This is a genomic window from Ruegeria sp. AL3 (assembly GCF_056536065.1).
In genome coordinates this window covers 855,613-881,685 of the sequence record NZ_JBQFJG010000001.1, presented here as the reverse complement: position 1 = coordinate 881,685, position 26,073 = coordinate 855,613, and the positions used below count along the sequence as shown (strand labels likewise).

The following is a 26,073-nucleotide window of genomic DNA, read 5'->3' as shown; positions in this document are numbered from 1 at the left end:
CTCAGCCCTGCCCGCTGTACATGAGTTCTGTCCGCACATCATAGAGGTCATGGAAGAACCGCAACTCAAGTGCTTTTCGCAAGAAAGCCACGCCGCTGGAACCTCCGGTACCGGGTTGCATTCCGATCACACGTTCAACCGCCGTGGCGTGGTCAAAGCGCCAGCGTTGAAACAGGCTTTCCACATCCATGAGCTTTTCTGCCAGCGCATACAGATCCCAATATTTGTCCGTGTTGCGGAACACGTCGACCCAGATCTGAACCACGCGCGGATCACCGGAATAGGGTTCGGAGTAGTCCCGCTCGATCAAGTCCTTTGGAACGTCGAACCCCTGTCGGGCCAGCATGTGCAACACTTCGTCATACAGGGACGGTTTGGTCAGGGCGGCGTTCAGCATCTCCATCACCTCGGGGTCATGCTCGTGCACTTTCAGAGTCGAGGCATCCTTATTGCCCAGAATGAACTCGATCTGCCTGTACCCATAGCTTTGAAACCCGGAAGAGTTGCCGAGGGCCTGCCGAAACGTCATATAGTCGGCCGGCGTCATGGTCAGCAGGGTTTCCCAGGCCGCAATCAATTGCCGTTGAATGGCCTTGATACGGTCGAGGTTTTTCATGGCGGGCCCGAATTCGTCTTGTTGCAGGAACCGGCGGACCTCGACCAGTTGGTGATGCATCAGTTTCAGCCACAGCTCACTGACCTGATGAATGATGATGAACAACATCTCGTCAGGTTGTGCGGGGTCCTGAAAGGTTTTTTGCAGGTTCAGCAGCGTCTTCAGTTGCAGGAAGTCGCCATAGCTTTTGCGGTGCGTTTCGGCGAAATCAGTGACCAGGGTGTCTTCGACCCCCCGTTGCAACAGACGATCGTCTTTGTTCTCGCCCATCTCATGCCTCCCTTGTGCAAGTTCTGCACCTGTCTAGGGGCTGAACTTGCAACTTTCCAGCGCGTTAGGTCCAGTCCAGAACAACCTTGCCGGACAGGCCTGATTTCATCGCGGAAAACCCTTTGGCGAAATCATCAACCGCAAAGCGATGCGTGATCACGCGGGACACATCCAGACCGTTTTGCAGCATGGCGATCATCTTGTACCACGTTTCGAACATCTCGCGCCCATAGACCCCCTTGATCGTGATCGCCTTGAACACGATGCGCGACCAGTCGACCGGAGATTTGCCCGGTGGAATCCCCAGCAACGCGATCTTTCCACCCATCACCAAGGCTTCGACCATCTGGTCCAGGGCGGCTTGCGAGCCGGACATTTCAAGCCCGACATCGAACCCTTCCTTCATCCCAAGCTCGGCGATGACGTCCCGCAAGTCCTCGGTGGAGACATCGACGGTCCGCACCGAAGGAACCACATGTTCGGCCAGTTTCAATCGGTCTGCGTTGATGTCGGTGATGACCACGTTGCGTGCACCCGCGTGACGAGCGACGGCAGCGGCCATGATACCGATGGGGCCCGCACCCGTGATCAGAACGTCCTCTCCCAGCAAATCAAAGCTGAGGGCAGTATGCACCGCATTGCCCAGCGGATCGAGGATGGCTCCGATCTCATCCGGTATGTCGTCGGGCAAGGGAACCACGTTGAAGGCAGGCAGTTTCAGGTATTCGGCAAATGCGCCCTGTTCGTTCACTCCAATGCCCCGGGTTCCCGGATCCAGGTGAAACTTTCCGGCGCGGCTCTGGCGGCTGTCGGTGGTGATCAGATGGCCCTCGCCCGAGCATCGCTGGCCGATTTCAAGCCCGGTCACGTTGCGCCCGATCTCGACGATCTCTCCGGCAAACTCATGGCCAGTGATCATCGGAACCGGCACGGTATGAGACGCCCACTCGTCCCAGTTCCAGATATGGATGTCGGTGCCGCAGATACCCGTCTTGTTGATACGGATCAGCACATCATCGGGGCCAATTTCGGGGATCGGGGCCTGCACCATCCACAACCCTTCTTCGGGTTTGGATTTTTCCAGTGCTTTCATTGTGTTGGGTCGCATATGTTTACTCCCACAAATCGGTCGACAGGTATTTCAGGCCGCTGTCACACATGACGATGGCGACACAGCCGCCTTCTTCGGGGCCGCGCAGCAGTTCAATCGCCGCGGCAAGATTCGCGCCTGCCGAATAGCCGGCGAATATGCCCTCGGTCCGGGCCAGAAGTCGGGCGCAATCCCGCGCGGCCTTCCCCGAAACAGCAAGATGTCCGGCCAATCGGCTATCCTTCAAATGCACCAGATCACCCATGGCGTAACCGCCGCCCTGAATGGGATGGTCCGGGGTCGAAACCGGCTCACCGGCCAAAGCGCGCGCGCCCGCAGGTTCCACGACATAGCACCGCACGCCGTGCCGGTTCAGATACTCTGCCGCTCCGGCAAGCGTTCCGCCCGATCCTGCAAAGTCGCAGAATGCCGTGACGGTGCCTTCGGATTGTGCCCAGATCTCGGGCCCGGTCCCGGTTTCGTGGGCCTTGGGGTTTCCCGAATGGCCAAACTGATCCGCACGAAACGCGTTGCGTGCGGCCGTGATGCGTTTCGCCTCGACATCGACCAGTTCAAGATCGGCCCCAGAGACTTCGCCGGGTTTGCTGCCGGGGGCCTGGGGCACGATGACAACTTCGGCCCCCAGGGCTCGCATCATACGCGCGCGTTCGATCGAGTTTCCGGCGCTCATGACAGCCACGAAAGGATGGCCCAGAATACCGCAGACAATGGCCAGCCCGGTGCCCATATTGCCCGAGGTCAGCTCGACCACCGTTTGCCCCGGTGACAAAGTCCCGTCTGCGCGCGCCGTTTCGATGATGGACTTCGCCGCACGGTCCTTTTTCGAAAATCCCGGCAGCAAATAGTCAAGCTTGGCGATGATCCGCCCGTTCAGCTTCTGATGGGCACACACGCGCGACAGTTCGACCATGGGGGTGTCGCCGATCACGTCGATGACCGATGGAAGGATCATTTGATGACCCCCAGCTCTTTGCCGACCTTGCCAAATGCGGACAGGGCGCGGTCCAGTTCATCCCTGGTCAGAGCCGCATTCATCTGCGTTCTGATCCGCGCTTGCCCGCGTGGGACGACCGGGAAGAAGAAGCCCGAAACATAGACGCCTTCGTCGAACAGCCGTGACGCCATGTCCTGTGCCAGCTGAGCCTCACCCAGCATCACCGGGATGATCGGGTGTTCCCCAGGCAGCAGGTCAAAGCCAAGCTTTTCCAGCCCGGCGCGCCAATATTTGGCGTTGCCGAAGAGTTGCGCGCGCAGCATGTCGCCTTCTTCGACCAGGCGGATCGCTTCCAACCCGGCGGCGACGATCGAGGGCGGCAGCGAGTTTGAGAACAGATAGGGCCGCGCCCGCTGCCGCAGCAGGTCGATCACTGGCTGCGGCCCGGCGATATAGCCGCCGATTGCCCCCCCAAGTGCCTTGCCCAAGGTTCCCGTCAGAATATCCACATCGACGCCGAAATGATCGGGTGTGCCGGCCCCGTTCGGCCCCATGAAACCGGTCGCATGGCAATCGTCCACCATGACAATTGCATCGTATTTATCGGCCAGTTCCCGGATTTTTGGCAGGTTGGCCAGATAGCCGTCCATCGAGAACACGCCATCGGTGGCGATCATGATATGCCGCGCCCCGTCTTCGCGCGCCTGTTTCAGCCAGGCTTCGAGGTCATTCATGTCGTTGTTCAGATAGCGATAGCGTTTGGCCTTGCACAGCCGCACGCCGTCGATGATCGAGGCGTGGTTCAGGCTGTCCGAAATGATGGCGTCTTCCGGTCCCAGCAGAGGTTCAAACAGCCCGCCATTAGCGTCGAAACAAGCGGCAAAGAGGATGGAGTCGTCCTTGTTCAGGAAATTGGCAAGACGTTGTTCCAGTTCGCGGTGAATGTCTTGCGTGCCACAGATGAACCGAACCGACGCCATGCCGAATCCTTTGGGCCCCATCGCTTGTGTCGCGGCCTCGATCAGCGCCGGGTGATCCGCCAGACCCAGATAGTTGTTGGCACAGAGGTTGATCACCTGCTTGCCGCCCACAGTGATCTCACCGCCCTGAGGTGAGGTGATCATTCGTTCGCGTTTGTAAAGACCCTCAGATTCGATCTGCGCAAGTGTGTCCGTGATATGGGACAGGAATACATCTGCCATGGCGACCTCCGTTCAACTGAGTCGCACATCTAACATAGCGGATGAAATTCCCAAATAGGGGAAATTCAATATGAAGGAAAAATATCCGTGAAGGCGGAATTTCGCGGATGTCAGGCGTTTTTTACGATCAGGAATACCCGGGCTGGCCCTTGGGCACAGATGGAATGCGCAATGTCGGCGGCATATCGGGCTGTATCCCCCTGGTTCAACTCGGTCACCGCATTGCCTGAAGTGACTTTGACCGCGCCTTCCAGCACGGTGAGCTGTTCACGGGCACCGCGGGCGTGGGATTGGCTGTTCAGGGCCCCGTCCTTGTCAAATTCGATATCATAGACTTCATGACCGCCGGCCTCTTCCGGCGGTGACAGGATGCGAATTCGGCAGTTCTGCCCCATATTGTCGATGCTGGGCACTTCGGAGTTTCTGAGCACCTCGATCTGGTCCGTGGTCTTTGTGCCCTCCAAGAGACCGGCGAAATCCACCTGCAAGGCGCGTGTCAGGTTCCACAAGGTCGAGATCGTCGGGCTGCTTTCGCCGCGTTCGATCTGACTGACCATGGACCGGGACACACCGCTGAGATTGGCGACCGCTTCCAGGGACAGGCCTTTGGCCCGGCGTGCCTCTTTCAGGCGGGCGGGCAGGAGGTTCAGGATATCGTCTGTGTCTTCCGTCATGACGGAATCCATGGGGGCTGCGCAACGCAATGTCAATTCCCGCCGTGACGGGACGTCTGGGGCGACAGTGCCATTCTGCGCATGCATAATGCAGCGAAATTCAGGAGGAGTAGCTCATGAGCGATATCGTTATTCTCGACGGTGCCCGCACCGCAATTGGCACCTTTGGTGGTGCGCTGGCTTCAACCGCGCCGATTGATCTGGCCACTGTCGCGACCGAAGCGGCGCTTGAGCGATCAGGGGTTGAGGGGGCGCAGATCGGGCATGTGGTGTTCGGTCATGTGATCAACACTGAACCGCGTGACATGTATCTGTCGCGCGTCGCCGCCATGCAGGCGGGCATTCCCAATGGTACGCCGGCCATGAACGTGAACCGCCTGTGCGGATCGGGCGCGCAGGCGATCGTGTCAGCCATGCAGTCCCTGATGCTGGGCGATGCTGACTTTGCGGTGGCAGGTGGAGCAGAGAGCATGTCCCGAAGCCCCTATATCGTTCCGCAGGCGCGCTGGGGCGCAAAGATGGGCGACGTCACCGCGCTGGACATGATGCTGGGCGCGTTGAACTGTCCCTTTGGCACCGGACATATGGGGGTGACGGCCGAAAACGTGGCGGATGAGCATCAGATCAGCCGCGAACAGATGGATGCGTTCGCATTGGACAGCCAGACACGTGCGGCGGCGGCGATCGAGGCCGGTTACTTCGACAGCCAGATCACTCCGGTACAGGTCAAGGTCAAGCGGGACATGGTCGATTTCAAAGTCGACGAGCATCCAAAGGCGACGACCGCCGAAGCGTTGGCCGGTCTGCGCCCGGTGTTCAAGAAGGACGGGCGTGTGACAGCCGGGAATGCCTCAGGCATCAATGACGGCGCGGCGGCGATGGTGCTGGCGACAGCGGATGCGGCCGAAAGGGCCGGTTTGAAACCGAAGGCGCGTGTGATTGGTTATGCGCATGCAGGCGTGCGGCCGGAAGTCATGGGCATCGGTCCGGTTCCGGCAGTGCAAAACCTGTTTGCGAAGACGGGTCTGTCAGCGGAAGATTTCGACGTGATCGAAAGCAATGAAGCCTTCGCCGCGCAGGCACTGGCTGTGAATCAGGAGCTTGGATTGGACGCGAGCAAGGTGAACCCCAACGGCGGTGCGATTGCGTTGGGGCATCCTGTGGGGGCCACGGGTGCGATCATCACGCTGAAAGCACTGTACGAGCTGGAACGTACCGGCGGATCCAAAGGGTTGATCACCATGTGCATCGGGGGCGGTCAGGGGATTGCCATCGCCATCGAGCGGCTCTGACCCGGAAGGGGTGCGGGGGGCTGTCTGCCCCCCATCGCGCCAGGGCGCGATTCCCCCCGAGGATATTTGTGGCCAGATGAAGCAGGCGGATTGGTTCAGCTGAGCGCGTTGATCAGCAAGACCAGCGCCGCACCTGCTGTGGCGCCGATCGTGGCGGGCAGAGCAAAGGACCAAAAGGTGGGCGTCTGCGGTTCGTCCTTCTGTGTCTGCGCAATCAGTGCGTTTTCGACCAGGGCCGGCAGACGCGGGCCGAAGCGGGCCAGCACCATTGCGGTTTTCCCAAAATCACGCAGGGCCGCCCGAGGGCCGATGGATTGTTTGATGTAGTCTTCGACCACGGGGCGGGCGACTTCCCAGATGTTCATATGAGGGTCGAGTGAGCGCGCAACGCCTTCGACGACAACCATGGTGCGTTGCAGCAGGATCAGCTCGGTTCGGGTTTCCATCCCGAACCGTTCGGTCACTTCGAACAGATAGCTCAGCAACCGCCCCATGGAAATATGCGTGGCATCCATGCCGAAGATCGGCTCGCCCACGGCACGCAGGGCGCGGGCGAACTCGTCCACGTCCTGGTTGGCGGGAACATAGCCGGCTTCGAAATGCACCTCGGCCACACGTTTGTAGTCGCGGCGGATGAAGCCAAACAGGATTTCGGCATAGACCCGGCGCGTGTATTCATCGATATGCCCCATGATGCCATAGTCATAGGCAATGATGTCTCCGTTCGCGGCGACCTTGAGGTTGCCCTGGTGCATGTCGGCGTGGAAAAAGCCGTCGCGCAGCGCATGGAGGAGGAATAGGCGCAGGACACGTTCGGCCAGATCATTGCGGTTGTGACCTGCGGCATCCAGAGCATCATTGTCACCCAGCGCGATCCCGTCCGCCCAGCTGAGCGTCATGACGCGCCGCGCGGACAGTGACCACACAACGGGCGGCAGCCAGAAGCCGGTGTCGTCCTTGGTGTTGGCGGCATATTCGGAGGCCGCCGCGCTTTCCAGACGCAGATCCAGTTCGCCGCGCACGACACCGTCGAAATGCTCGATCACCTCCACCGGTCGCAGACGGCGCGCGCCGGGGGCGAAGAGCTGGACAATTCCGGCGGCGAAATAGAACGCATCGACATCTTTGCGGAACGCGCGTTCGATCCCCGGGCGCAGGACTTTCACTGCGACATCCTCACCCGTGCTGGTCAGCTTGGCCTTGTGAACCTGCGCAATCGAGGCTGCGGCAATCGGTTCGCTGAATTCGCTGAACATGTCCGAGATCGGCTGACCCAGTTCTTTCTCGACTTCGGCCATCGCGTCGGCTTTGGAGAAAGGGGGCAGCTTGTCTTGCAGAACGCGCAGTTGCTCGGCCAGTTCATTTCCAACGACGTCAGGGCGGGTCGAAAGCACTTGCCCGAATTTGATATAGGCGGGGCCAAGCGCCGTCAGGGCGCGCGTTGCCGGTGGCATACCGGGGTCGCCTTTGTAGCCAAGCCATTGAAAGGGTTTGCCCAATGCGTGGGCCAGGATGCGTACGGCGCGCGGGGCTTCGAACGCATCCAGTACCACGTTCATGGCGCCTGTGCGCTCGAGCGTGGCGCCTGTGCGGATCAGGCGGATGATGTTATGGGGACCACGCATGTGTCAGATCTTCCAGCCGGAATGCAGCGCGGCGATACCCATGCTCAGGTTCCGGTATTTGGCGTTTTCGAAACCTGCTGTGCGAACCATGTTCAGGAACGTTTCCTGATCGGGAAATTTTCGGATCGATTCGACCAGGTACTGATAGCTGTCATAGTCATTGGCGATCAGTTTTCCCATGCGCGGGATGACGTTGAAGCTGTAAAGGTCGTAGAGCTTCTGCAGCCCCTCATTGGGCAGCTGGCTGAATTCCAGCACCATCAGACGGCCGCCGGGTTTCAGCACGCGGTAAGCCTCGTTCAAAGCTTCTTGCGGGCGGGTGACGTTCCGAATGCCGAACGAGATCGTGTAAACATCGAATGTATTGTCTTCGAAGGGCAGGGCCATGGCATCGCCCGCGACCCAGTTCAGGCTGCCCGACATCTGATCTGCCTCGGCACGTTGGCGCCCTTCGATCAGCATCGGCTCGGTCAGGTCCAGGACCGTGGCGTGGCCGTGACCCGCGCGCTTGAGGAACCTGAACGAGATGTCGCCCGTGCCACCGGCCACGTCCAGCAGCCGCTGGCCGGGGCGTGGCGCCAGCCAGTCCATCATCGCGTCCTTCCAGACCCGGTGGATGCCCATCGACATGACGTCGTTCATCACGTCATATTTCGAGGCAACCGAGTTGAACACGCCCTGTACGCGCCCTGCCTTTTCGGCCTCGGGGACGGTTTCGAAACCGAAATGAGTGGTCTTGTCGATGTTGTCGGACATTTGCCTTGCCGTTTGTCGATTTTCGCCTCTGTTATAGGGCCAAGAGAGGCGGGCACAATGCGGCCCTTTGAATTAGGAGCCCTGTAATGCCCGAATTACCTGAGGTCGAGACAGTAAGACGCGGCCTGAGTCCTGCCATGGAAGGGGTCGTGATCGAACGGGCTGATGTGAACCGCCCCGATCTGCGCTGGCCGTTCCCCGAACGTATGGCCGAACGGCTGACCGGGCAGCGGGTGGAGCGGCTGCGGCGGCGGTCGAAATACATTCTGGCGGATCTCAGCAGCGGTGAGACGTTGCTGATCCACCTGGGTATGTCGGGGCGGATGACGGTGTCGGGTGACCCGTTGGGGCAATTCGTCCATGACCATCCCGCCGTGCAAAAACATGACCATGTGGTCTTTCATATGGCCAACGGCGCGCGCATCACCTTCAACGATCCCCGCCGGTTTGGCGCGATGGACCTGATGCAAACGGCCAACGCCGAAGATCACAAGTTGCTGTCGGTTCTGGGGCCTGAACCCTTGGGCAACGATTTTCACGACCAACACCTGATCAAGGCGTTCAAAGGCAAGAACACCCCTGTCAAATCCGCCCTGCTGGATCAGGGAATCGTTGCCGGTCTGGGCAATATCTATGTTTGCGAAGCTCTTTATCGCGGCCGAGTGTCGCCACGTCGCAAAGCCGGACAGATTTCCGCACCCCGCGTGGCGGCGCTTGTTCCGATCATCCGGCAGGTGTTGCAGGACGCCATCGAAGCCGGTGGGTCTTCGCTGCGGGATTTCCGCCAAGCCGATGGAGAACTTGGATATTTTCAGCACAAGTTTGATGTCTATGGCCGCGAGGGCGAGGCCTGCCGGACCGAAGGGTGCGGAGCGCCGATCAAGAGAATCACCCAGTCCGGTCGCTCATCCTTCTATTGTGCGCAATGCCAAAGATAGCTTGATCCAAGTTTTTCGCGTGGTAAGGAATCGTACCTGAACGGAACAACCGGAAGCTTTCTCCTCATGGCTTTTGAGACGATCATCGTCGAAATCGAAGACCACGTCGCACTTATCAAACTCAACCGACCGGATGCGTTGAACGCGTTGAACACCCAGTTGCTGGGTGAGCTCTGCACCGCGCTGGAAGATGCGGACAGCAACGACAAGGTGCGCTGCATCGTGATAACCGGATCGGACAAGGCCTTCGCCGCCGGCGCGGACATCAAGGAAATGTCCGAGATGAGTTTTGTCGACGTCTACAACATCAACCTTTTTGCCGATGCGAATGATCGTGTGACCGCGATTCGCAAGCCGATCATCGCGGCCGTTGCGGGCTATGCGCTGGGCGGTGGCTGTGAACTTGCCATGCTGTGCGATTTCATCATCGCGGCGGACACCGCGAAATTCGGCCAGCCCGAGATCAATCTGGGCGTCATTGCCGGTCTGGGTGGAAGTCAGCGTCTGACGCGGTTCGTGGGTAAATCCAAATCGATGGACATGAACCTGACCGGGCGTTTCATGGATGCCGACGAAGCCGAGCGCGCGGGTCTCGTCAGCCGGGTGGTGCCGGCCAAGAAGCTGATCGAAGAGGCCGTGAGCGCAGCGCAGAAGATTGCCGAGAAATCGCAATTGACTGCAATGGCCGCGAAAGAAGCGGTGAACCGCAGCTACGAGCTTCCGCTGAGTGAAGGTATGTTGTTCGAGCGTCGTGTCTTCCATTCGATGTTCGCTACCGAAGATCAGAAGGAAGGCATGGCCGCGTTCCTGGAAAAGCGCACGGCGCAATTCCGCGACAAGTAAAGCGCGGGACCTCTGAGGCGGGTGTTTCAAGCCCGCCCCATATTCTTGGCCCTTGTTCCAAGAATCAACTTGGCAATCTCTCGAAACTTGGCTAAAGACCCCCGCTATACATGCGCGTGCGGCCCGCTTGGCCCGACTCACACTCGTGATTTCTGATCCGGTGCGGATATGTCCGTGGCGCGCAACCCAAGATTAACGTACCGAACGAAGGTCAGATTCACATGGCAAACTCGCCTCAGGCAAAAAAACGCGCGCGTCAGAACGAAAAGCGCTTTGCAATCAACAAAGCGCGTCGTTCGCGCATCCGCACCTATCTGCGTAAAGTCGAAGAAGCGATCGCATCCGGCGACAAGGACGCGGCGACTGCTGCTCTGCGTGCGGCTCAGCCCGAGCTGATGCGCGGCGTTACCAAGGGTGTTTTCCACAAGAACACCGCTGCCCGCAAAATGTCGCGCCTGTCCGCGCGCGTCAAAGCACTGGGCTAAGCTTTTGGGTGACCCAAGGTCACGTCAGAAAGGCTGAACCATTCTGAAAAGGCGTCGTGCATCACGGCGCCTTTTGTCGTGTTGCCAGAAAACCGCGCCTTCACAAAACCGAGAGATTCTTTCGCCCAAAGACCCGAGTCAATATCAGAGTTTCGTTGCCGCGCCCCTCTCTGAATTGCTACGACTGATGTCAGCGATTCACTCGCTTGGGGGGACAGGCTGTTTTCCCGATCGAACTGACGGGCATCAGAGCGATCTGGGGACAATTGTCGACGACTGGCTTGAGCCAGGCTGCCGATCTGCCATGGAAGCCGGAATAAACCCGGTGATCTTGGCCCTGTCTAAAAATTGAGATTGCGACGTGCAACCCGATATTCGGGACGTTCCGTTATTGCTGAGCGTCAGAACTGGGGGTTGCCGGGCTATTCGGGATGGTCCCGCCAAGCCGACTGGTTTGGCGATTGGATACCTATTGCGTGTGAATACAACACCGGGAAACCGGCTTCGTATGAATAAGGCTGACAGGCCAATAAGAATGGGATGCGTGAGGCGCTTAATGACACAAGAAAAATGGGGACTACTGCGTAACAAGTTGCTGAAGGCCATCGGTCGGAACAATTATACGACCTGGATCGAGCCTTTGGAATTCAAGGAGCTTCAGGACGGCGTGGCGGTTTTCTCGGTGCCGACCAATTTCATGGGCAATTACGTCAGCCAGAATTTTGCCGACCTCATTTTATACGAGCTGAACACCGCAGGTGAAACTGTGCAGCGTCTGGATTTCCGCGTCGCTGCAAACTCGCCTGCACGGCCTAAGCCAGCTGTCGATACGCCACCGTTGGCAAAGCCTGAACCTGTCGCCGCGCCGAGCGAGGACCCGGCGCAGGATACATTGGAATCGCTTCAGGCTGCCCCGTTGGATTCCCGCTTTACCTTTGACAGTTTTGTCGTCGGCAAGCCCAATGAACTGGCCCATGCGGCCGCGCGCCGAGTATCCGAGGGTGGGCCGGTGACCTTCAATCCGCTGGTTCTGTACGGCGGCGTGGGGCTGGGTAAGACCCACTTGATGCACGCCATTGCATGGGAGCTGAAAACCAAACATCCGGAACTCAACGTTCTGTACCTGTCAGCGGAACAGTTCATGTACCGGTTCGTGCAGGCCCTGCGCGAGCGTCGGATGATGGATTTCAAACACCTGTTCCGTTCGGTTGACGTTTTGATGGTTGACGACGTGCAGTTCATCGCCGGCAAGGATTCCACTCAGGAAGAGTTTTTCCACACGTTCAACGCGCTGGTGGATCAGAACAAACAGATCATCATCTCGGCCGACCGCGCCCCGGGTGAGATCAAGGATCTGGAAGACCGGGTGAAATCCCGCCTGCAATGTGGTCTGGTGGTTGATCTGCACCCGACCGATTATGAACTGCGTCTGGGCATTTTGCAGAACAAGGTGCAGCAATACAGCTCATCCTATCCGGACCTGGCGATTGCCGATGGCGTTCTGGAATTCCTGGCGCATCGCATCTCGACCAATGTTCGGGTGCTGGAAGGTGCCCTGACCCGTCTGTTCGCTTTTGCCTCGCTGGTTGGCCGCGAGATCGACATGGAACTGACGCAGGATTGTCTGGCGGATGTGCTGCGCGCCTCGGAACGCAAAATCACCGTTGAAGAGATCCAGCGGAAGGTGTCCGAGTATTACAACATCCGGCTTTCTGACATCATCGGCCCGAAGCGCCTGCGCTCTTACGCGCGTCCGCGTCAGGTGGCGATGTATCTGTGCAAGCAGTTGACCAGCCGGTCGCTGCCCGAGATTGGCCGCCGTTTTGGCGGGCGCGATCACACGACGGTCATGCATGGCGTCAAGCGCATTGAAGAGTTGAAGCTGACCGACGGTCAGATCGCTGAAGACGTCGAAATGCTGCGCCGGTCGCTTGAAGCCTGATCCGCGCCTTTAATGCAGGAAACCGCCCCGGTTCCTTGGGTCCGGGGCGTTTCTTGTGCGCATTAGTCCACGGTTGGATCAGAACTGGTGCCTGTCAGGCACGCTGCCCTTGACGCTGGACGCAATCCAACCCAGAAATCCGTAAAAAATCCTTGTGCCTCAGGGTGGAACCGCTAACGTGCCAGTCCCGCCCATGTCGGTACGCAAGTCAGAGGAATTGAGGGTATGAAGATCAGCATCGAACGCGGCACCCTTCTCAAGGCCGTTTCGCAGGCCCAATCCGTAGTGGAACGCCGCAATACCATTCCCATACTTGCGAATGTCCTGATTGAGGCGGAAGGCGATCAGGCGCTGTTTCGCGCGACCGATCTGGATATCGAAGTGGTCGACAAAGCCCCGGCGCAGGTCGAGAAAGCCGGTGCCACCACCGTGGCCGCGACCACCTTGCACGAGATCGTGCGCAAACTGCCCGACGGAGCGTTGGTCACGCTGACCGCGGACAGCGCGGCAGGGCGTCTGACGGTTGAGGCGGGTCGGTCGAATTTCTCGCTGGCGACGCTGCCGAAAGAGGATTTCCCGGTCATGGCGTCGTCGGAGTATCAATCAAATTTCACGGCTTCGGCTGCCCTGCTGCGACGGTTGTTCGACAAGTCGAAATTCGCAATCTCAACAGAAGAGACCCGGTATTATCTGAACGGTGTCTATATGCATGTGGCCGACGGATCCGATGGCGGCAAGGTGCTGCGCTGCGTGGCCACCGACGGCCACCGGCTTGCTCGGATCGATGCCGATTTGCCGGATGGTGCAGAGGGTATGCCGGGCGTTATCGTCCCGCGTAAAACCGTAGGCGAACTGCGCAAGCTGCTGGACGATGATGAAATGGATATCGCGGTTTCGGTCAGCGAAACCAAGGTGCGTTTCGCCACGCCGGATATCACGCTGACCTCGAAGGTCATCGACGGAACCTTTCCCGACTACACGCGCGTTATCCCGCAAGGAAATACGCGCAAGCTGGAAGTGGATGCTGCCGAGTTCGCACAGGCTGTGGACCGGGTGGCAACGGTGTCTTCCGAGCGTTCGCGTGCGGTGAAGCTGCAACTGGATGGCGACAAGCTGGTCCTGTCGGTGAACGCACCAGACAGTGGCGCGGCCGAGGAAGAACTGGCGGTCGCCTATGGTGATGAGCGTCTGGAGATCGGGTTCAATGCCAAATATCTGCTGGAGATCGCGTCTCAGGTGGATCGAGAGAATGCGGTGTTCATGTTCAATTCAGCTGGCGACCCGACCCTGATGCGCGAAGGCAATGACCAGAGCGCAGTTTACGTCGTCATGCCAATGCGCGTCTGATCGCGCGGACGTGCGATGCCTCCGGCGGGAGTATTTTTGAAAAAATGAAGGGAGGGGTCATGGGATTGGCCCTGACCGAGCTTACGGTCTCGCATTTTCGGTCTCACAAGCTGGCGCGGTTGTCTCTGGACGGGCGGCCGGTGGCTATTCACGGGTCGAACGGGGCGGGCAAGACCAATATTCTGGAAGCGGTATCCTTGTTTTCACCCGGTCGCGGAATGCGGCGGGCAAGCGCGGCCGAGATGACGCGGCGGCCCGAGGCGCTGGGCTGGAAACTGTCGGGACTGTTGCAATCGCAGGGTCAGAATTTCGAAATCGAAACCTGGTCTGAGGGGGGTTCAGCACGGCAGGTGAGGATTGATGGAAAATCCGCCACCCAGATTGATCTGGGTAAACTTGCGCGGGTGGTCTGGCTGGTTCCATCCATGGACCGCCTGTGGATTGAAGGGGCCGAAGGCCGGCGCCGGTTTCTTGATCGCATTGCGCTCAGTTTTGATCCGTCTCATGCAGAGGCCTCGCTGGCTTACGAAAAAGCGATGCGCGAACGGAACCGTTTGCTGAAAGAGCAGGTTCGGGACGCGCATTGGTATGCTGCGCTTGAGGGTCAGTTGGCCGAGATGGGGCATCGTATCCACACAGCGCGATTGGCGGCGTTGAGCCATCTGAGGGTAGCGCAGGATCAGGCGGAAACGGCTTTTCCGTCTGCCGAGTTGGAATTGGTGCAAACCGAAGGCGCGATGCCCGAAACGGCAGAGGATCTGCGCGAGGCTTTGAATGAAAGCCGGTTCAGGGACTTGGCTGCGGGTCGGACTTTGGTTGGGCCGCATCGGTCAGACTTGTATGGCGTCTTTGCTGCCAAGGGTGTTCCCGCCAAGGATTGTTCGACCGGTGAGCAGAAGGCGCTGCTGGTTTCATTGATCCTGTCCAATGCCCGAGCTTTGGCCGCAATGGTGGGTGCGCCACCGATCGTTTTGCTGGATGAGGTGGCCGCTCATCTGGACGCGGGTCGGCGCGCTTCACTTTATGACGAGATTTGTGCGTTGGGTGCTCAGGCCTGGATGACGGGCACCGGGCCTGAACTGTTTGAGGAGTTGAGTGACCGGGCCCAGACGCTGATCGTGACCGAAGGCGATGAGGGGTCGGTCGTGGCGGCTTAGGCCGGTTCGTTGACTTTGCGCTCCCACAGGAAACCGCGCATGACTTCATCGACCGGTGTTTTGGCCATGTGGTTGACGTAGTTTGACATGGTTTTTTGTGCAAGGCCCAGCACCACGTCCAGAACCGCACGATGGGAATAGCCCGCGTCGAAGAACGCCTGAAGCTGTTCCTCGGTCGGGTTGCCACGGGTTTCCATCACTTGCAGGGTGAAGCTGCGCAGCGCTTCGAGTTTGGGCGAAGGCAGCGGGGTTTCATTGCGCAGAGCCTGGGAGATTTCGTCTGATACCTTCATCATCTTTGCGATGCCGGTGTGCGCGGGCACGCAGTAATGGCATTCGTTTTCCACATTGATGGTCTGCCAGACGACGGTTTTCTCATCGTTGTCAAAATCGGTCTGCAAGAACAGGCTGTGCAGAACTTGATAGCCTTCAAGGTGCTGTGGGCTTTCTGCCATCACCTTGTGCAGGCCCGGCAAACGGCCAAAAGCGGCCTGGGACTTTTCCAACAGTGGTTTGGATGCTTCGGGTGCGGATTCTGTGTCATGAGACGGGAAAGTGGCCATGTCGGAACTCCTGTTTCTGGCGCGATGGGTGGTATTTAGGGTTTCTTGAGTGATCACTCAAGTATATATTTGAGCGAACGTTCAAGAATTGGTGATGCCGATGCCCCGCAAACCCGCATATGATCGCGACGCGTTGATCGAGAAGGCCCGTGACATCTTTTGGCGTCAGGGTTGGGCTGGTACGTCGCTGAAGGACCTTGAACGGGAATTGAAGCTGAAACCCGGCAGTTTCTACGCGGCTTTCGGGTCGAAGGACGCGCTCTATGCGTTGACGCTGGAAAGCTACACGCAAGAAGGTGTGGCGCGCCTGAAAGCCCTTGCTGAAAGACTGGGGCCGAAGGAGGCGCTCAAGGCGCAACCACGTCTGGTCATCGAAGCGGTCGAGAACCCGGCAAAGGCCTGCATGCTGGCAAAGACATATGCCGAGTTGCAGGCGAAGGATCATGCGCTTGCGGATCAGGCCGCGCGTCACATGGCGGAAATGAAGGCGTGTTTCGCCGACCTGTTCCGCAGCGCCCAGGCCGTCGGTGAAATCCGGCCTGAACATGACCCGGATCGGCTGGCGGCCCGGTATCAGTCGGACATTCTGGGGCTTCGGTTATCGGCCGAACGCAAGGATGTCGATGCGCTGGAAATCGCGACGGATATCGCTTCTGACATCGACCGGTTATGAGGTGGATTCAGATGGGCAGAAAACGACTTGAGCACACACAAAATATTGGGGGATCGCGTGACAATCCCCACCAGAAAACGTATAAGGTACCAAAATAATATAGGTACTGACTGAATGTCCGAAGACGCACAGGCTCCTCAAGAATACGGCGCAGATTCCATCAAAGTTCTCAAGGGTTTAGAGGCCGTTCGCAAACGCCCCGGGATGTATATCGGGGACACGGATGATGGATCGGGCCTGCACCACATGGTGTATGAGGTTGTCGACAACGGAATTGACGAAGCGCTGGCGGGTCACGCCGACCATGTGACCGTGAAAATTCACGCGGATTCCAGCGTTTCGGTCAGCGACAACGGCCGCGGAATTCCGGTTGATATCCACCCGGAAGAAGGCGTTTCAGCGGCAGAGGTCATCATGACCCAGCTGCACGCGGGCGGCAAGTTCGACAGCAACTCTTACAAGGTGTCGGGCGGCCTGCATGGCGTGGGTGTTTCGGTAGTAAACGCCCTGTCGGACTGGCTGGAGCTGCGCATTTGGCGCGCGGGCAAAGAGCACGTGGCGCGATTTGAGGGCGGTGAAACAGCAGAGCATCTGAAGGTTGTCGGCGAATGCGGCGATCGTACGGGAACCGAAGTGCGGTTTCTGGCGTCGACCGACACGTTCTCGAATCTCGAATACTCGTTCGAGACGTTGGAAAAACGGCTGCGCGAACTGGCATTCCTGAACTCGGGCGTGCGGATCATCCTGATCGACGAACGCCCTGCCGAGCGGCTGGAGACCGAGCTGTTCTACGAAGGCGGCGTAAAGGAGTTCGTCAAATACCTCGACCGATCCAAAACGCCGGCCATGCCCGAGCCGATCTATATCAAGGGTGAGCGCGACGATATCGGTGTCGAGATCGCCATGTGGTGGAATGACAGCTACCACGAAACGGTACTGCCATTCACCAACAACATTCCGCAGCGCGACGGCGGGACCCATGTGGCTGGGTTCCGGGGGGCTTTGACCCGGACGATCAACAACTATGCGCAGTCCAGCGGGATCGCGAAAAAGGAAAAGGTCAGCTTCACCGGCGATGATGCGCGCGAAGGTTTGACCTGCGTATTGTCGGTGAAAGTGCCCGACCCGAAATTCTCGTCCCAGACCAAGGACAAGCTGGTTTCCTCCGAGGTCCGCCCGGCTGTCGAAGGTCTGATGAACGAAAAACTGGCCGAGTGGTTCGAAGAAAACCCCAACGAGGCCAAGAATATCGTCGGCAAGATCATCGAGGCTGCGTTGGCCCGGGAAGCTGCGCGTAAGGCACGCGAGCTGACCCGACGCAAGACGGCGATGGATGTGAACTATCTGGCGGGCAAGCTGAAGGATTGTTCCGAGAAGGATCCATCGAAAACCGAAGTCTTCCTGGTCGAGGGTGACTCGGCTGGTGGTTCCGCCCAGACCGGCCGGGACCGTCTGACGCAGGCGGTTCTGCCCCTGCGGGGGAAAATCCTGAACGTCGAACGCGCCCGGTTCGACCGGATGCTATCGTCTCAGGAAATTGGCAACCTCGTCATGGCGCTGGGTACGGGCATTGGCCGCGATGAGTTCAACATCGAAAAGCTGCGCTACCACAAGATCGTCATCATGACCGATGCGGATGTGGACGGCGCGCATATCCGGACCCTGTTGCTGACCTTCTTCTATCGGCAGATGCCTGAGCTGATCGAGGGCGGGTACCTCTACATCGCGCAACCGCCGCTGTACAAGGTTTCCCGCGGAAAGTCAGAGGTTTACCTGAAGGATCAGGCCGCTCTGGATGACTATCTGATCAATCAGGGCGTCGAAGGCGCTGTTCTGAAACTCGGCTCGGGTGAGGAAATAATCGGTCAGGACCTGACCCGCGTGGTGGATGAGGCGCGTCAGCTGAAACGTGTGCTGGACGCGTTTCCAACGCACTACCCGCGTCATATTCTGGAACAGGCCGCCGTTGCAGGAGCCTTTGTGCCTGGCGCTGTTGATGCTGACCTGCAAGGTGTGGCTGACAAAGTCGCCGCACGGCTGGATCTGATCGCGTTGGAGTACGAACGCGGTTGGCAGGGTCGTATCACACAGGATCACGGGATCCGGCTGGCCCGTATCCTGCGCGGTGTCGAAGAGGTTCGCACGCTGGACGGCCCGATGCTGCGCTCGGGCGAGGCGCGCAAGACCGGCAGCTTTACGCAGAGCCTGCAAGAGATCTACAACTCTCCGGCCACTTTGAACCGTCGTGATCGCAGCCAGATGATCCACGGTCCGCTGGACTTGTTGCGCGCCATTCTGGAAGAGGGTGAAAAGGGCTTGTCCTTGCAGCGCTATAAAGGCTTGGGTGAGATGAACCCTGACCAGCTGTGGGAAACGACACTGGACCCGGATGCGCGGACGCTGCTGCAAGTGCGCGTGGATGACATGGTCGAGGCGGATGATCTGTTCACCAAGTTGATGGGTGACGTCGTGGAACCTCGTCGGGAGTTCATCCAGAAAAACGCCTTGAGTGTTGAGAATCTGGATTTCTGATCATGTGTAGGTTTGCGCATAACACTTCGCGCACCCCATAAGTTTGCGTAGTTCGCCCATAATTTTGCGCTGCGCGAATGTTTGTTCTATCGGCGAATTCAATCAGATTTTGGCGTCATCCATTTGGTTTGGGTTGTTATGGCCATGAATCCACTTGGAACACTTAAAAAAAACGTGCCTGGTCGCTTTGGAAGGTCTGTGATGCGCAGAAACCGACCTTAGCGGAACTAGGCAGTCGGTCCAAAGCCAAAATTGATCCCCGCCTGCAATTACTGCAAGCACGACCGGCATTGTCGACATTCGCGGAGTTCGATTGTGTATTCCCGTCAAGTCTGACAGTTCTATTAATAGGTGACGAGTGTGTCTGAACTGTAGATTTCTGCCTTTTGGTTCAAATCATCCTACATGAACAATCGGTAGGGGTACTCTCTTCCAGGAAGACTTGGAACGTTGGCGATGGTCTTGGCCAAGGTCTGAGAGTACCTAATGGTCACTGGGACAGGGTCATACAGAGCGTCGTTATTCCAATCCATCTTCGTAAGAGCGAGCGCTTCAAGTGCCGTGCATTCTAATGGGCCAGAGCCGGTGTGCCTGACCAACTTCAGCGGTAGAGGGATGCTCTTTTTACCTTGGTAATAGTCTCGTTCCAATGAAGCTTCTGGAGCGTTTCCGGCTACCCAGACAAGAACAGAATACCCGGACTTAAAAAGCGTAGTTCCCCTAGGCACTGGGAACCTATCCGGTTTGCTGGGGCTTCCAGAACCTTTGTTTTCTGTCAACCAAACAGACCGCCAAGCCGACGATTGATTAACCTCTACACACTCCACTTCAGGGACTGCCGAAGTGGCGTCCAAGACGCCTTCAATTTCTGATTGTTTGTAATCAGTCGTCTTGTGGACAACGAGCCTTTGCGGTAGCGCGCCACCATTTCTGGATCTGTAGAGATTGAGACTTCGTGACATAACGGCACGCATATCGCTTCGTGTTAGGTAGGGATTTCTCCGCAATTCAGGAGAATCTTCGTGGGGATCTTTGGCTTCGTATGCGACGAATTGCATACCTCCCCCATCAGCATCGAACACTTGCGAGCAACATGTGACAAACTTGGCGCCCTCGCTGCTGTTCCTAAGTGAGTACGCAAGTCCAATGTAAGCCGTTTGCTTGGGCACACCTGGCAGGGGTCCCAACTTCCACGGCACACCGCCGGCCTTAACATAAAGAGCAATCGACAAACGCCATGCCAGAGAAGCTTTGTAATTAAATACAAAAGTGCGGTCGTTGATCACTTGGGTCGGAATGCCTTTGGCAGCTCCTAGTGCTTTGATTTCATCGTGTGCATCAAAACCTTCGGCTTTGAAAGCGGCTCTCCACATTTCGGGTAAGTGAACTAGAACCACATCGAATTGATCTCTGACCAAGCTTAGGCGGTCTAGTCCTTCCCTCAAGGCCTTTGATAATTGTTTGTGAGGAGGCGCACCTGGTGCAAGGTTGCCCAACTCGTCATCCCACTTAATGTGCGCGTTTCCTGAAGCCGCCACTAAAGGGATGCCAAAAACGTTTTCAAAGCCGCTAAACTTTGGCACATATTCTCGCCTGTCCACCGCAGCGTGGCTCGACCGAAGGGTAGTCACCAAACCCTTTATACGAGGCCATTGGCTAAGTGGTCCCATTGTGGCCAAGCGAATTTCCGGAGTATAGTTTGGGAAAACCTCCCTGGAATAAGCGCCATATCGATCCAAGCCTCTTAGTGGGTTTACATCTTGTTCAGATCCGCTTTCGTTGAAAGCAAGCTTTGGCTCATCCAAGAGTGTGAAAGGTGGAAGTTTGGACTTTGAATAATCTGCGACCATTTCTACGCTCTCTGGAAATAAGGGTGGTTATGAGAAGGACGAGACCAACCGGGTACGGTCGAAATAATGAACCTCGCGTCGACTCCTTGGTGTTCTTCAACGCCAAAGGCCCTCAACGATCCACCATCCCTTCCAGCAATCATCGGTATCCACGCTGCGATAATTTTCGCCCAGACATTGTTATACCTTCTTGCCCATCTTTCGCGCGTCCAATCAGCAATTATTGCGTCGTTGCGCCTACGTTTTTCGAGATCGTCAGTCCGAGGTGGCCTGACAACTGTAGTGGGTTCAAAAACACACCACCAACTGTCTAGAACTCGATCAAGTTTGATGCGCGCACCCTCATTGAAAAGGAACTCTTTGTGCGTCGGTATCGCCCCTGTCAAAGGTGCGCTATATGCTGCCTTTGCTTCAAATTGTTCGGACTTTCGCTTGCGTTGGGACGCTTCGTCTTCGTCGCGTCTGCCGTGGCTAAACACAACAAGGTGACCACTGCGCCTTAAACGAGGCGCGAGAGGTTGAGTCTTGCAGATAGCGCGGACGAGGGCATCATAGACCAGACCTTTCGCCCAACTATCTTCGACAATATCGAGATTGATAGTGCCGGCCAGCTCAGCCCCGTACTCGGAAAAAGCACTCAAAAGATCATCGTCAGCACCAAATGCAGCTAACCAACTACCGGTGCTTGCGACGGCCCCCGCCCTTTTGGACGCCTTAAGCACTTCTTGGGCCTGCCGAGTGTTCAGTTGCGATTTGAGTGTAATTTTTCGAGCGGTAATCGGAAGTTCGAGAATCGGCAGGGCTGAACTTTGAAGAACTGGGAACTTGAGATGATCTTCTGTTGGTAATGACGCGCCGTGATTGACCCTCTCTGACAGCTCCACGAATGCGTGCTTCTCTAATTCACGCGGTAGAGTTATTCCATCCAGCAATTCAGCAATCAATTCGTCGAACGTATGACACTCGAGAACAGAAGTGTTGATCCCAGATGAGTGCGCAGTGTTCAAAAAGTCGACAACTGCTGGCAGCAACTGACTTGCCGATCTGCACATCCATACAATCCCAGACGGGAACGCATTTTGATTTTTTAATGCATCTTTCAATGCATCCATTACGGATTGATCTCTACCGCTGTAGCCAACAACTATGAGTCCAAAACGCCCACAAGCGCCTGTAAGAACGCTTCGCATTTTGAGGTCTTGCGTCGCCAGTTCGCTAGATGTGTTTTTTAAATCGGTAGACTGATAGTCCCCGTGAACCTTGGCTAGTAAAGGCCAGTCAGATTCTCTTAGGCACCGAGAAGCTCTTTCTGCGTTATCAATTCCGGCGACTGTAAGGTTGGCTCGGCTTGATGCTCCCACCAATTGATCCGTAATTGTTGCGGCTGTTTCAACCATCGAGTCAAAGTTTGTAGTGAAAATGCACGGTACTCGTCCGTCTGTTACCAGTGCAGCCAGGCCTCGATGCGCGAATGAAGGAGTGCCTTGTATGACAGCGCGTTCTATGTACGCCCTACGCTCTACCTGAGTTGGGTACACTGCTTCGAACGCTGCTGCATACTCGGTTGGGTCGCCCGAAGGTGGCAAAGCTGATCGGCTAGCCAACAACAACTCGATCCTCTCAATCCAAAGAGGATCATTCGAGTCCACTTGCTTGCGGCTGGTTCCACTTAATTGGCAGAAAAGTTCCTTCTTGAAATCCAATATCATGTCGTAACCAGTAGGAATCCCGGAAGAAGCCGAAGCTCCTGCTCCCAAAAACCAAGCGAAGCCGCTCGGGTTTAAGTTGTAGCTAGATTGGAACTTTGAAGCTGAAACGACCGAAATTTCTTTAGATAAACTCAATTTTTTCACCAGGCACTGTTTTTCAATAAATGAAGTGAAAGCGTTGAACGCACGCTAACAGGCACGCACGAGACGAAGCTATCATTTGATTGCTGAAGCCGCTGGAACTTATCCGAAAACTGACTACAACTAGAGAGTGAGTTAACAAGCACTTCCTCGGCAAAACAAGATAAGCCTACAATGAAATTCACAGTTTTTCCGCCTTCCCGTTCGGAACCCTCTGACTTTTCAGGAGCGGCGTTACAGCAAGACGAATGGAACGATTACAGTTTTCAGACCCAGTATCACCTGTATTTAAAGACAGACGAATTCAGTGGCCTCATTGGTACAGTAAAACTTCTTCGGCGTGGACAGACATCGACTGATCCCTTGCAACTCCAACCAGGGCCGTTGAATCCACTTGATGATGCTTGGGTGTCGCTCGGCCAAGAACTTGACTACTACGAACGATTGGCGCAGCTGTCGGAACCTTTGCGGATTGAGATTTTGGAACACCTGCGCGACGCACTAAGCGTGTCTGATCACGCTGATTCATTTGTTGAGGAAGAAGGTTGGAGAACATCTATACTGCGGTTCATTGATTGGGAGAGCTTCCATAGAGACGCGACTGTTTTGCTAGAGCGCAACTATGATCGAGTTGCCAGAACAGGGCTAACTCTTGAATTTCAAATGGCGGGCTGGCGCGACCCTTTAGTGCTAGACTTTCAAGCTCCGCGACCGGTTGTTCACCAACAAAGTAGCGTGTTGCCTGATCGACTGGCTGTCATTATTGGACGCAATGGGTCGGGCAAAAGCACTCTACTGTCGCGGCTTGCTCGAATACTCCATGCATCTCAGCGTGACCGTACGGGCGAAAGCTTGTCAAAGCTCGGTAAAGTGTCCCCTGAGGGGATTGGTTTTACCCGAGTTGTGAACATTGCCTACAGCGCTTTTGATGCCTTTCAACTACCTGGAATCGACTACCGTGAGCGAAATCAGCTTGTTGAGGACTTGGAGAAGGGCACTGGGCGGTATCACTATTGCGGTTTACGGAACCTTGCTAAGGAAGTGCGAAGAAGTGAGGGTGTTGGCGACGTAGACGGAATGCCAATTCAAGAAATTGGTCTAGATCGTCAAGAAACTGTTTTGTTCAAGACAGGTGAGCAACTTGCTTTAGAGTTTGAGCGCACGGTCAAACGCATTGAAGAGATGGACAGGCAGGAAGTGTTTTCTGAAGTCTGCAACGTTCTTGCGACCGATCCTTCATTCTCCGATCTAGGGGTAAATCCAGCGGCTACGGTTATTGGTAACCCCCTCAGTTGGTTTCAGGTCTGGAGCACAGGCCACAAAATCGTGATGCATGCGAGTGCTTCTCTTGTTGCTTATACAGAGCCGAAATCCATTGTTTTGATTGATGAACCCGAAAGCCATCTTCATCCACCTTTGCTAGCCTCGTTTATGCATGCGGTGCGGCTTATTCTTGAGAAAAATGATGCGTTCGGTGTTGTTGCTACCCACTCCCCGGTTGTGGCGCAGGAAACCCTTCACCGCCACACTTCTGTTGTGCGGCGCAACGGTGGGGAGACAACAATTCGTCGTCCCAAGATCGAGACGTATGGCGAAAGCATAGGTGAGATTTCCAATGAAGTGTTTGGCCTCACATCAGACACAACCGATTTCCATACCGTGCTGTCTTCATTGGTGGAGAGAGGACTTTCGCTGGAACAAATTGAGGAGCTATTTGATCTGGGCCTCAGCCTACAGGCACGAGCTTTTGCTCTAAGCGAGCTAGCACAAAGGGATTTATGATGTGGGTGTTAAGTTGTCAGGATAGTGACGATCCGGACGAAGAGTTGGAGCGCGCTTTGACCTTTGTAAACGGCGAAAAAGTCTACGACCTTAGCACCGCAGAAAGGCAAGCTATTCATACTGTTTATTCACTTTATGAAGACTTGCTTGGGCAACCTCATCCAAACCTAACGCCTACAGAATTGGATAGCGCAAGGTCTGCTCTACATGACGCATATGGACAATTGCAAATTGGCGGTCGTTTGGAATACCTAAGGGAAAGACTGCTCGCTTCGACTGACGAATGCCCATTGTGTGGGTTCGGCGAACCCAGCCAACTAGATCACTACTTGCCCAGAAGTATATTTGGCGAACTATCAATATATGTCAGTAATTTAGTACCCTGTTGTGGTCCCTGCAATAATGCCAAGCGAACCGTTGTACCGGGGCTTGGGCCAGCATGCGGGCCGGGTTTCATACATCCATATTTTCAAGAGCTTCCAGAAAGAGACTTTCTTCTTGCTGATGTAAATCTCGAAGCGAACACTCTCGCAGTGAGCTTTCGGATAAATCAAGCAGAAATAGATGCGAATCTGGCGGCAAAGTTACAATTCCAGTTGGATCGTTTAAAGCTAAACAAGAGATACCGGAAACAAATCAACAAGTTTCTGAATGAACAACGTACTGCTATTCTTTTGCTTGCCGGGTCGGGACCAAACTCTGTTGGTGAGTTCTTGCATGTAAGCGCCAACAACTTGGTGGGAACCTTTCACCGAAACGACTGGCGCGTCTCGCTGTTTCGTTCTTTAGCCGATACGCCGCAGTTCTGTGCAAACCCCGAACGTTACTTGGGAGTCAGGGCTGGTGACACTGTGTAGAGAGATTAAAAAACAAAACTTAACGAAATAGGAGCAAGTTTAGAAATTGACTGATGTTGCTGCGCAGTACTTTTAAACACCTAACGTAAAATCGCCTTAGTCACCTTTGGCGCTCAAACAGCATTAGTTCGACGCAGCGCACTCTGGAAGGGGAATACCCATGCTCGTCCCGAATGCGTCGCGCAACCGCATCTATCCAAATATAGTCTTTATCAATTTCGGCATGTACAAAATCAAAATACTCTAAGTAAGAGTTCTTCCTGTTGATCTGGTAGTGCCATTTGCATCTAAAGTTCTTAGCCACCTTGCTGTCCCATATCGGAAACAACTCTGGGTTCAGAAAGTGCAGAAACTTGCTTGTGCCTACCCATGAACCATTGATGGGAGCTGGATCATTGATGGCCTGTAGAAAAGATTTGGCTGATTGAGGCTCATCTAGCGCTTTTATTGTTTCTACGGGTTTGGGCGAATTGAACCGATCCGGATGGCACTTATCCAAAATTGTAGGCATCCAACCATAAGCGGCGCAGGCGAACCCACGGACGCCATCACTGACCGGATCGTCATCGATTTTCTGTGCGAGTTTTACTAAGGCCCGGTGCGACGAGTAGTACTGAATAGATTTCAGTTTTTCGACGGCTGTTGCATCTGTCAAACTACCGAGAAAAGCGGTAGCGTCTTCTGCATGCCATTTTGGTTGTCTCATTCCTTCACCAAACCTTATATGACATCAAACTAGGTCGTCCGGTTAAATGGCATTTATTGACGCTTTTA

At 56.1% G+C, this 26,073-nt stretch carries 22 protein-coding genes; 11 read left to right on the top strand and 11 right to left on the bottom strand.

What is annotated here, in order from left to right; all coding sequences use genetic code 11:
* Position 1: 1 nt before the first annotated feature.
* The 5 genes from ACR3E6_RS04415 to ACR3E6_RS04395 form a co-directional block, all read right to left on the bottom strand.
* Positions 2 to 886 carry a tryptophan 2,3-dioxygenase gene (locus ACR3E6_RS04415; RefSeq protein ID WP_171233639.1) on the bottom strand — a complete coding sequence of 295 codons (885 nt, stop codon included), beginning with the start codon at positions 884 to 886 and terminating at the stop codon, positions 2 to 4.
* 64 nt (positions 887 to 950) lie between these two features.
* Complete coding sequence (gene tdh / locus ACR3E6_RS04410) at positions 951 to 1,979, bottom strand: L-threonine 3-dehydrogenase (RefSeq protein ID WP_210093255.1); 1,029 nt, start codon at positions 1,977 to 1,979, stop codon at positions 951 to 953.
* 19 nt (positions 1,980 to 1,998) lie between these two features.
* Positions 1,999 to 2,949 (bottom strand): PLP-dependent cysteine synthase family protein, encoded by a 951-nt coding sequence (locus ACR3E6_RS04405; RefSeq protein ID WP_171635690.1) that lies wholly within the window; start codon positions 2,947 to 2,949, stop codon positions 1,999 to 2,001.
* A complete protein-coding gene (locus ACR3E6_RS04400) occupies positions 2,946 to 4,133 on the bottom strand; it encodes a glycine C-acetyltransferase (protein ID WP_480486018.1) in 1,188 nt (395 codons plus the stop codon). The genes ACR3E6_RS04405 and ACR3E6_RS04400 overlap by 4 nt, the downstream gene beginning before the upstream one ends.
* Positions 4,134 to 4,243: 110 nt before the next feature.
* The gene (locus ACR3E6_RS04395) at positions 4,244 to 4,807 is read right to left on the bottom strand and encodes a helix-turn-helix domain-containing protein (RefSeq protein ID WP_480486016.1); all 564 of its coding nucleotides are present in this window, start codon (positions 4,805 to 4,807) and stop codon (positions 4,244 to 4,246) included.
* A 116-nt stretch (positions 4,808 to 4,923) separates the two neighbouring features.
* On the opposite strand from ACR3E6_RS04395, the gene ACR3E6_RS04390 reads away from it, so the two are divergent.
* Positions 4,924 to 6,099, top strand: a complete 1,176-nt coding sequence (locus ACR3E6_RS04390; RefSeq protein WP_171635693.1) for an acetyl-CoA C-acyltransferase family protein — start codon at positions 4,924 to 4,926, stop codon at positions 6,097 to 6,099.
* Between the two features lie 95 nt (positions 6,100 to 6,194).
* Here ACR3E6_RS04390 and ubiB read toward each other — a convergent pair whose 3' ends face one another.
* On the bottom strand, positions 6,195 to 7,724 hold the full coding sequence (ubiB, locus tag ACR3E6_RS04385) for a 2-polyprenylphenol 6-hydroxylase (protein WP_480486014.1): 1,530 nt from the start codon (positions 7,722 to 7,724) through the stop codon (positions 6,195 to 6,197).
* Between the two features lie 3 nt (positions 7,725 to 7,727).
* Positions 7,728 to 8,480 carry a bifunctional demethylmenaquinone methyltransferase/2-methoxy-6-polyprenyl-1,4-benzoquinol methylase UbiE gene (gene ubiE, locus ACR3E6_RS04380; RefSeq protein ID WP_480486012.1) on the bottom strand — a complete coding sequence of 251 codons (753 nt, stop codon included), beginning with the start codon at positions 8,478 to 8,480 and terminating at the stop codon, positions 7,728 to 7,730.
* Between the two features lie 86 nt (positions 8,481 to 8,566).
* Between ubiE and mutM the strand changes: the two genes are divergently transcribed.
* The 6 genes from mutM (at position 8,567) to recF (ending at position 15,192) form a co-directional block, all read left to right on the top strand.
* On the top strand, positions 8,567 to 9,418 hold the full coding sequence (gene mutM / locus ACR3E6_RS04375) for a bifunctional DNA-formamidopyrimidine glycosylase/DNA-(apurinic or apyrimidinic site) lyase (protein ID WP_480486010.1): 852 nt from the start codon (positions 8,567 to 8,569) through the stop codon (positions 9,416 to 9,418).
* Between the two features lie 66 nt (positions 9,419 to 9,484).
* On the top strand, positions 9,485 to 10,261 hold the full coding sequence (locus tag ACR3E6_RS04370; RefSeq protein WP_117870917.1) for an enoyl-CoA hydratase: 777 nt from the start codon (positions 9,485 to 9,487) through the stop codon (positions 10,259 to 10,261).
* A 221-nt stretch (positions 10,262 to 10,482) separates the two neighbouring features.
* Entirely contained in the window at positions 10,483 to 10,746 is a 264-nt protein-coding gene (gene rpsT / locus ACR3E6_RS04365; RefSeq protein ID WP_170345656.1) for a 30S ribosomal protein S20, read from the top strand.
* Between the two features lie 556 nt (positions 10,747 to 11,302).
* Positions 11,303 to 12,688, top strand: coding sequence for a chromosomal replication initiator protein DnaA (gene dnaA / locus ACR3E6_RS04360; protein WP_480447268.1), 1,386 nt, complete (start codon positions 11,303 to 11,305; stop codon positions 12,686 to 12,688).
* Positions 12,689 to 12,913: 225 nt separating this feature from the next.
* Positions 12,914 to 14,035 carry a DNA polymerase III subunit beta gene (gene dnaN / locus ACR3E6_RS04355; protein ID WP_171617360.1) on the top strand — a complete coding sequence of 374 codons (1,122 nt, stop codon included), beginning with the start codon at positions 12,914 to 12,916 and terminating at the stop codon, positions 14,033 to 14,035.
* 59 nt (positions 14,036 to 14,094) lie between these two features.
* The gene (recF, locus tag ACR3E6_RS04350) at positions 14,095 to 15,192 is read left to right on the top strand and encodes a DNA replication/repair protein RecF (RefSeq protein ID WP_480486006.1); all 1,098 of its coding nucleotides are present in this window, start codon (positions 14,095 to 14,097) and stop codon (positions 15,190 to 15,192) included.
* Here recF and ACR3E6_RS04345 read toward each other — a convergent pair.
* Positions 15,189 to 15,755: a carboxymuconolactone decarboxylase family protein gene (locus ACR3E6_RS04345; protein ID WP_210093236.1), complete on the bottom strand. Its 567-nt coding sequence runs from the start codon at positions 15,753 to 15,755 to the stop codon at positions 15,189 to 15,191. The two genes, recF and ACR3E6_RS04345, sit on opposite strands and share 4 nt — an antisense overlap.
* Before the next feature lie 100 nt (positions 15,756 to 15,855).
* On the opposite strand from ACR3E6_RS04345, the gene ACR3E6_RS04340 reads away from it, so the two are divergent.
* Both ACR3E6_RS04340 and gyrB read left to right on the top strand, forming a co-directional pair.
* On the top strand, positions 15,856 to 16,428 hold the full coding sequence (locus ACR3E6_RS04340; protein WP_480486004.1) for a TetR/AcrR family transcriptional regulator: 573 nt from the start codon (positions 15,856 to 15,858) through the stop codon (positions 16,426 to 16,428).
* A gap of 114 nt (positions 16,429 to 16,542) precedes the next feature.
* On the top strand, positions 16,543 to 18,960 hold the full coding sequence (gene gyrB, locus ACR3E6_RS04335; RefSeq protein ID WP_152456615.1) for a DNA topoisomerase (ATP-hydrolyzing) subunit B: 2,418 nt from the start codon (positions 16,543 to 16,545) through the stop codon (positions 18,958 to 18,960).
* Positions 18,961 to 19,361: 401 nt separating this feature from the next.
* On the opposite strand, the gene ACR3E6_RS04330 is transcribed toward gyrB, so the two are convergent.
* Positions 19,362 to 20,810, bottom strand: coding sequence for an argonaute/piwi family protein (locus ACR3E6_RS04330; protein WP_171105907.1), 1,449 nt, complete (start codon positions 20,808 to 20,810; stop codon positions 19,362 to 19,364).
* 2 nt (positions 20,811 to 20,812) lie between these two features.
* A complete protein-coding gene (locus ACR3E6_RS04325; RefSeq protein WP_217351592.1) occupies positions 20,813 to 22,663 on the bottom strand; it encodes an SIR2 family protein in 1,851 nt (616 codons plus the stop codon).
* Positions 22,664 to 22,834: 171 nt separating this feature from the next.
* Between ACR3E6_RS04325 and ACR3E6_RS04320 the strand changes: the two genes are divergently transcribed.
* The gene (locus tag ACR3E6_RS04320; protein ID WP_171105905.1) at positions 22,835 to 24,442 is read left to right on the top strand and encodes an AAA family ATPase; all 1,608 of its coding nucleotides are present in this window, start codon (positions 22,835 to 22,837) and stop codon (positions 24,440 to 24,442) included.
* Entirely contained in the window at positions 24,439 to 25,299 is an 861-nt protein-coding gene (locus ACR3E6_RS04315; RefSeq protein ID WP_480486001.1) for an HNH endonuclease, read from the top strand. The genes ACR3E6_RS04320 and ACR3E6_RS04315 overlap by 4 nt, the downstream gene beginning before the upstream one ends.
* A gap of 100 nt (positions 25,300 to 25,399) precedes the next feature.
* On the opposite strand, the gene ACR3E6_RS04310 is transcribed toward ACR3E6_RS04315, so the two are convergent.
* Positions 25,400 to 26,005 (bottom strand): DUF6308 family protein, encoded by a 606-nt coding sequence (locus tag ACR3E6_RS04310; protein ID WP_171105901.1) that lies wholly within the window; start codon positions 26,003 to 26,005, stop codon positions 25,400 to 25,402.
* Positions 26,006 to 26,073 lie beyond the last annotated feature (68 nt).

Excerpts from the sequence above, each read along its gene's own strand:
- ACR3E6_RS04370 (WP_117870917.1), top strand. The coding sequence starts at position 9,485 with ATGGCTTTTGAGACGATCATCGTCGAAATCGAAGACCACGTCGCACTT.
- rpsT (WP_170345656.1), top strand. The coding sequence starts at position 10,483 with ATGGCAAACTCGCCTCAGGCAAAAAAACGCGCGCGTCAGAACGAAAAG.
- ACR3E6_RS04315 (WP_480486001.1), top strand. The coding sequence starts at position 24,439 with ATGATGTGGGTGTTAAGTTGTCAGGATAGTGACGATCCGGACGAAGAG.
- ACR3E6_RS04320 (WP_171105905.1), top strand. The coding sequence starts at position 22,835 with ATGAAATTCACAGTTTTTCCGCCTTCCCGTTCGGAACCCTCTGACTTT.
- ubiB (WP_480486014.1), bottom strand. The coding sequence starts at position 7,724 with ATGCGTGGTCCCCATAACATCATCCGCCTGATCCGCACAGGCGCCACG.
- ACR3E6_RS04400 (WP_480486018.1), bottom strand. The coding sequence starts at position 4,133 with ATGGCAGATGTATTCCTGTCCCATATCACGGACACACTTGCGCAGATC.
- dnaN (WP_171617360.1), top strand. The coding sequence starts at position 12,914 with ATGAAGATCAGCATCGAACGCGGCACCCTTCTCAAGGCCGTTTCGCAG.
- ACR3E6_RS04415 (WP_171233639.1), bottom strand. The coding sequence starts at position 886 with ATGGGCGAGAACAAAGACGATCGTCTGTTGCAACGGGGGGTCGAAGAC.
- tdh (WP_210093255.1), bottom strand. The coding sequence starts at position 1,979 with ATGAAAGCACTGGAAAAATCCAAACCCGAAGAAGGGTTGTGGATGGTG.
- dnaA (WP_480447268.1), top strand. The coding sequence starts at position 11,303 with ATGACACAAGAAAAATGGGGACTACTGCGTAACAAGTTGCTGAAGGCC.
- ACR3E6_RS04390 (WP_171635693.1), top strand. The coding sequence starts at position 4,924 with ATGAGCGATATCGTTATTCTCGACGGTGCCCGCACCGCAATTGGCACC.
- ACR3E6_RS04310 (WP_171105901.1), bottom strand. The coding sequence starts at position 26,005 with ATGAGACAACCAAAATGGCATGCAGAAGACGCTACCGCTTTTCTCGGT.
- ACR3E6_RS04330 (WP_171105907.1), bottom strand. The coding sequence starts at position 20,810 with ATGGTCGCAGATTATTCAAAGTCCAAACTTCCACCTTTCACACTCTTG.
- ACR3E6_RS04395 (WP_480486016.1), bottom strand. The coding sequence starts at position 4,807 with ATGACGGAAGACACAGACGATATCCTGAACCTCCTGCCCGCCCGCCTG.
- mutM (WP_480486010.1), top strand. The coding sequence starts at position 8,567 with ATGCCCGAATTACCTGAGGTCGAGACAGTAAGACGCGGCCTGAGTCCT.
- gyrB (WP_152456615.1), top strand. The coding sequence starts at position 16,543 with ATGTCCGAAGACGCACAGGCTCCTCAAGAATACGGCGCAGATTCCATC.
- ubiE (WP_480486012.1), bottom strand. The coding sequence starts at position 8,480 with ATGTCCGACAACATCGACAAGACCACTCATTTCGGTTTCGAAACCGTC.
- ACR3E6_RS04340 (WP_480486004.1), top strand. The coding sequence starts at position 15,856 with ATGCCCCGCAAACCCGCATATGATCGCGACGCGTTGATCGAGAAGGCC.
- ACR3E6_RS04405 (WP_171635690.1), bottom strand. The coding sequence starts at position 2,949 with ATGATCCTTCCATCGGTCATCGACGTGATCGGCGACACCCCCATGGTC.
- recF (WP_480486006.1), top strand. The coding sequence starts at position 14,095 with ATGGGATTGGCCCTGACCGAGCTTACGGTCTCGCATTTTCGGTCTCAC.
- ACR3E6_RS04345 (WP_210093236.1), bottom strand. The coding sequence starts at position 15,755 with ATGGCCACTTTCCCGTCTCATGACACAGAATCCGCACCCGAAGCATCC.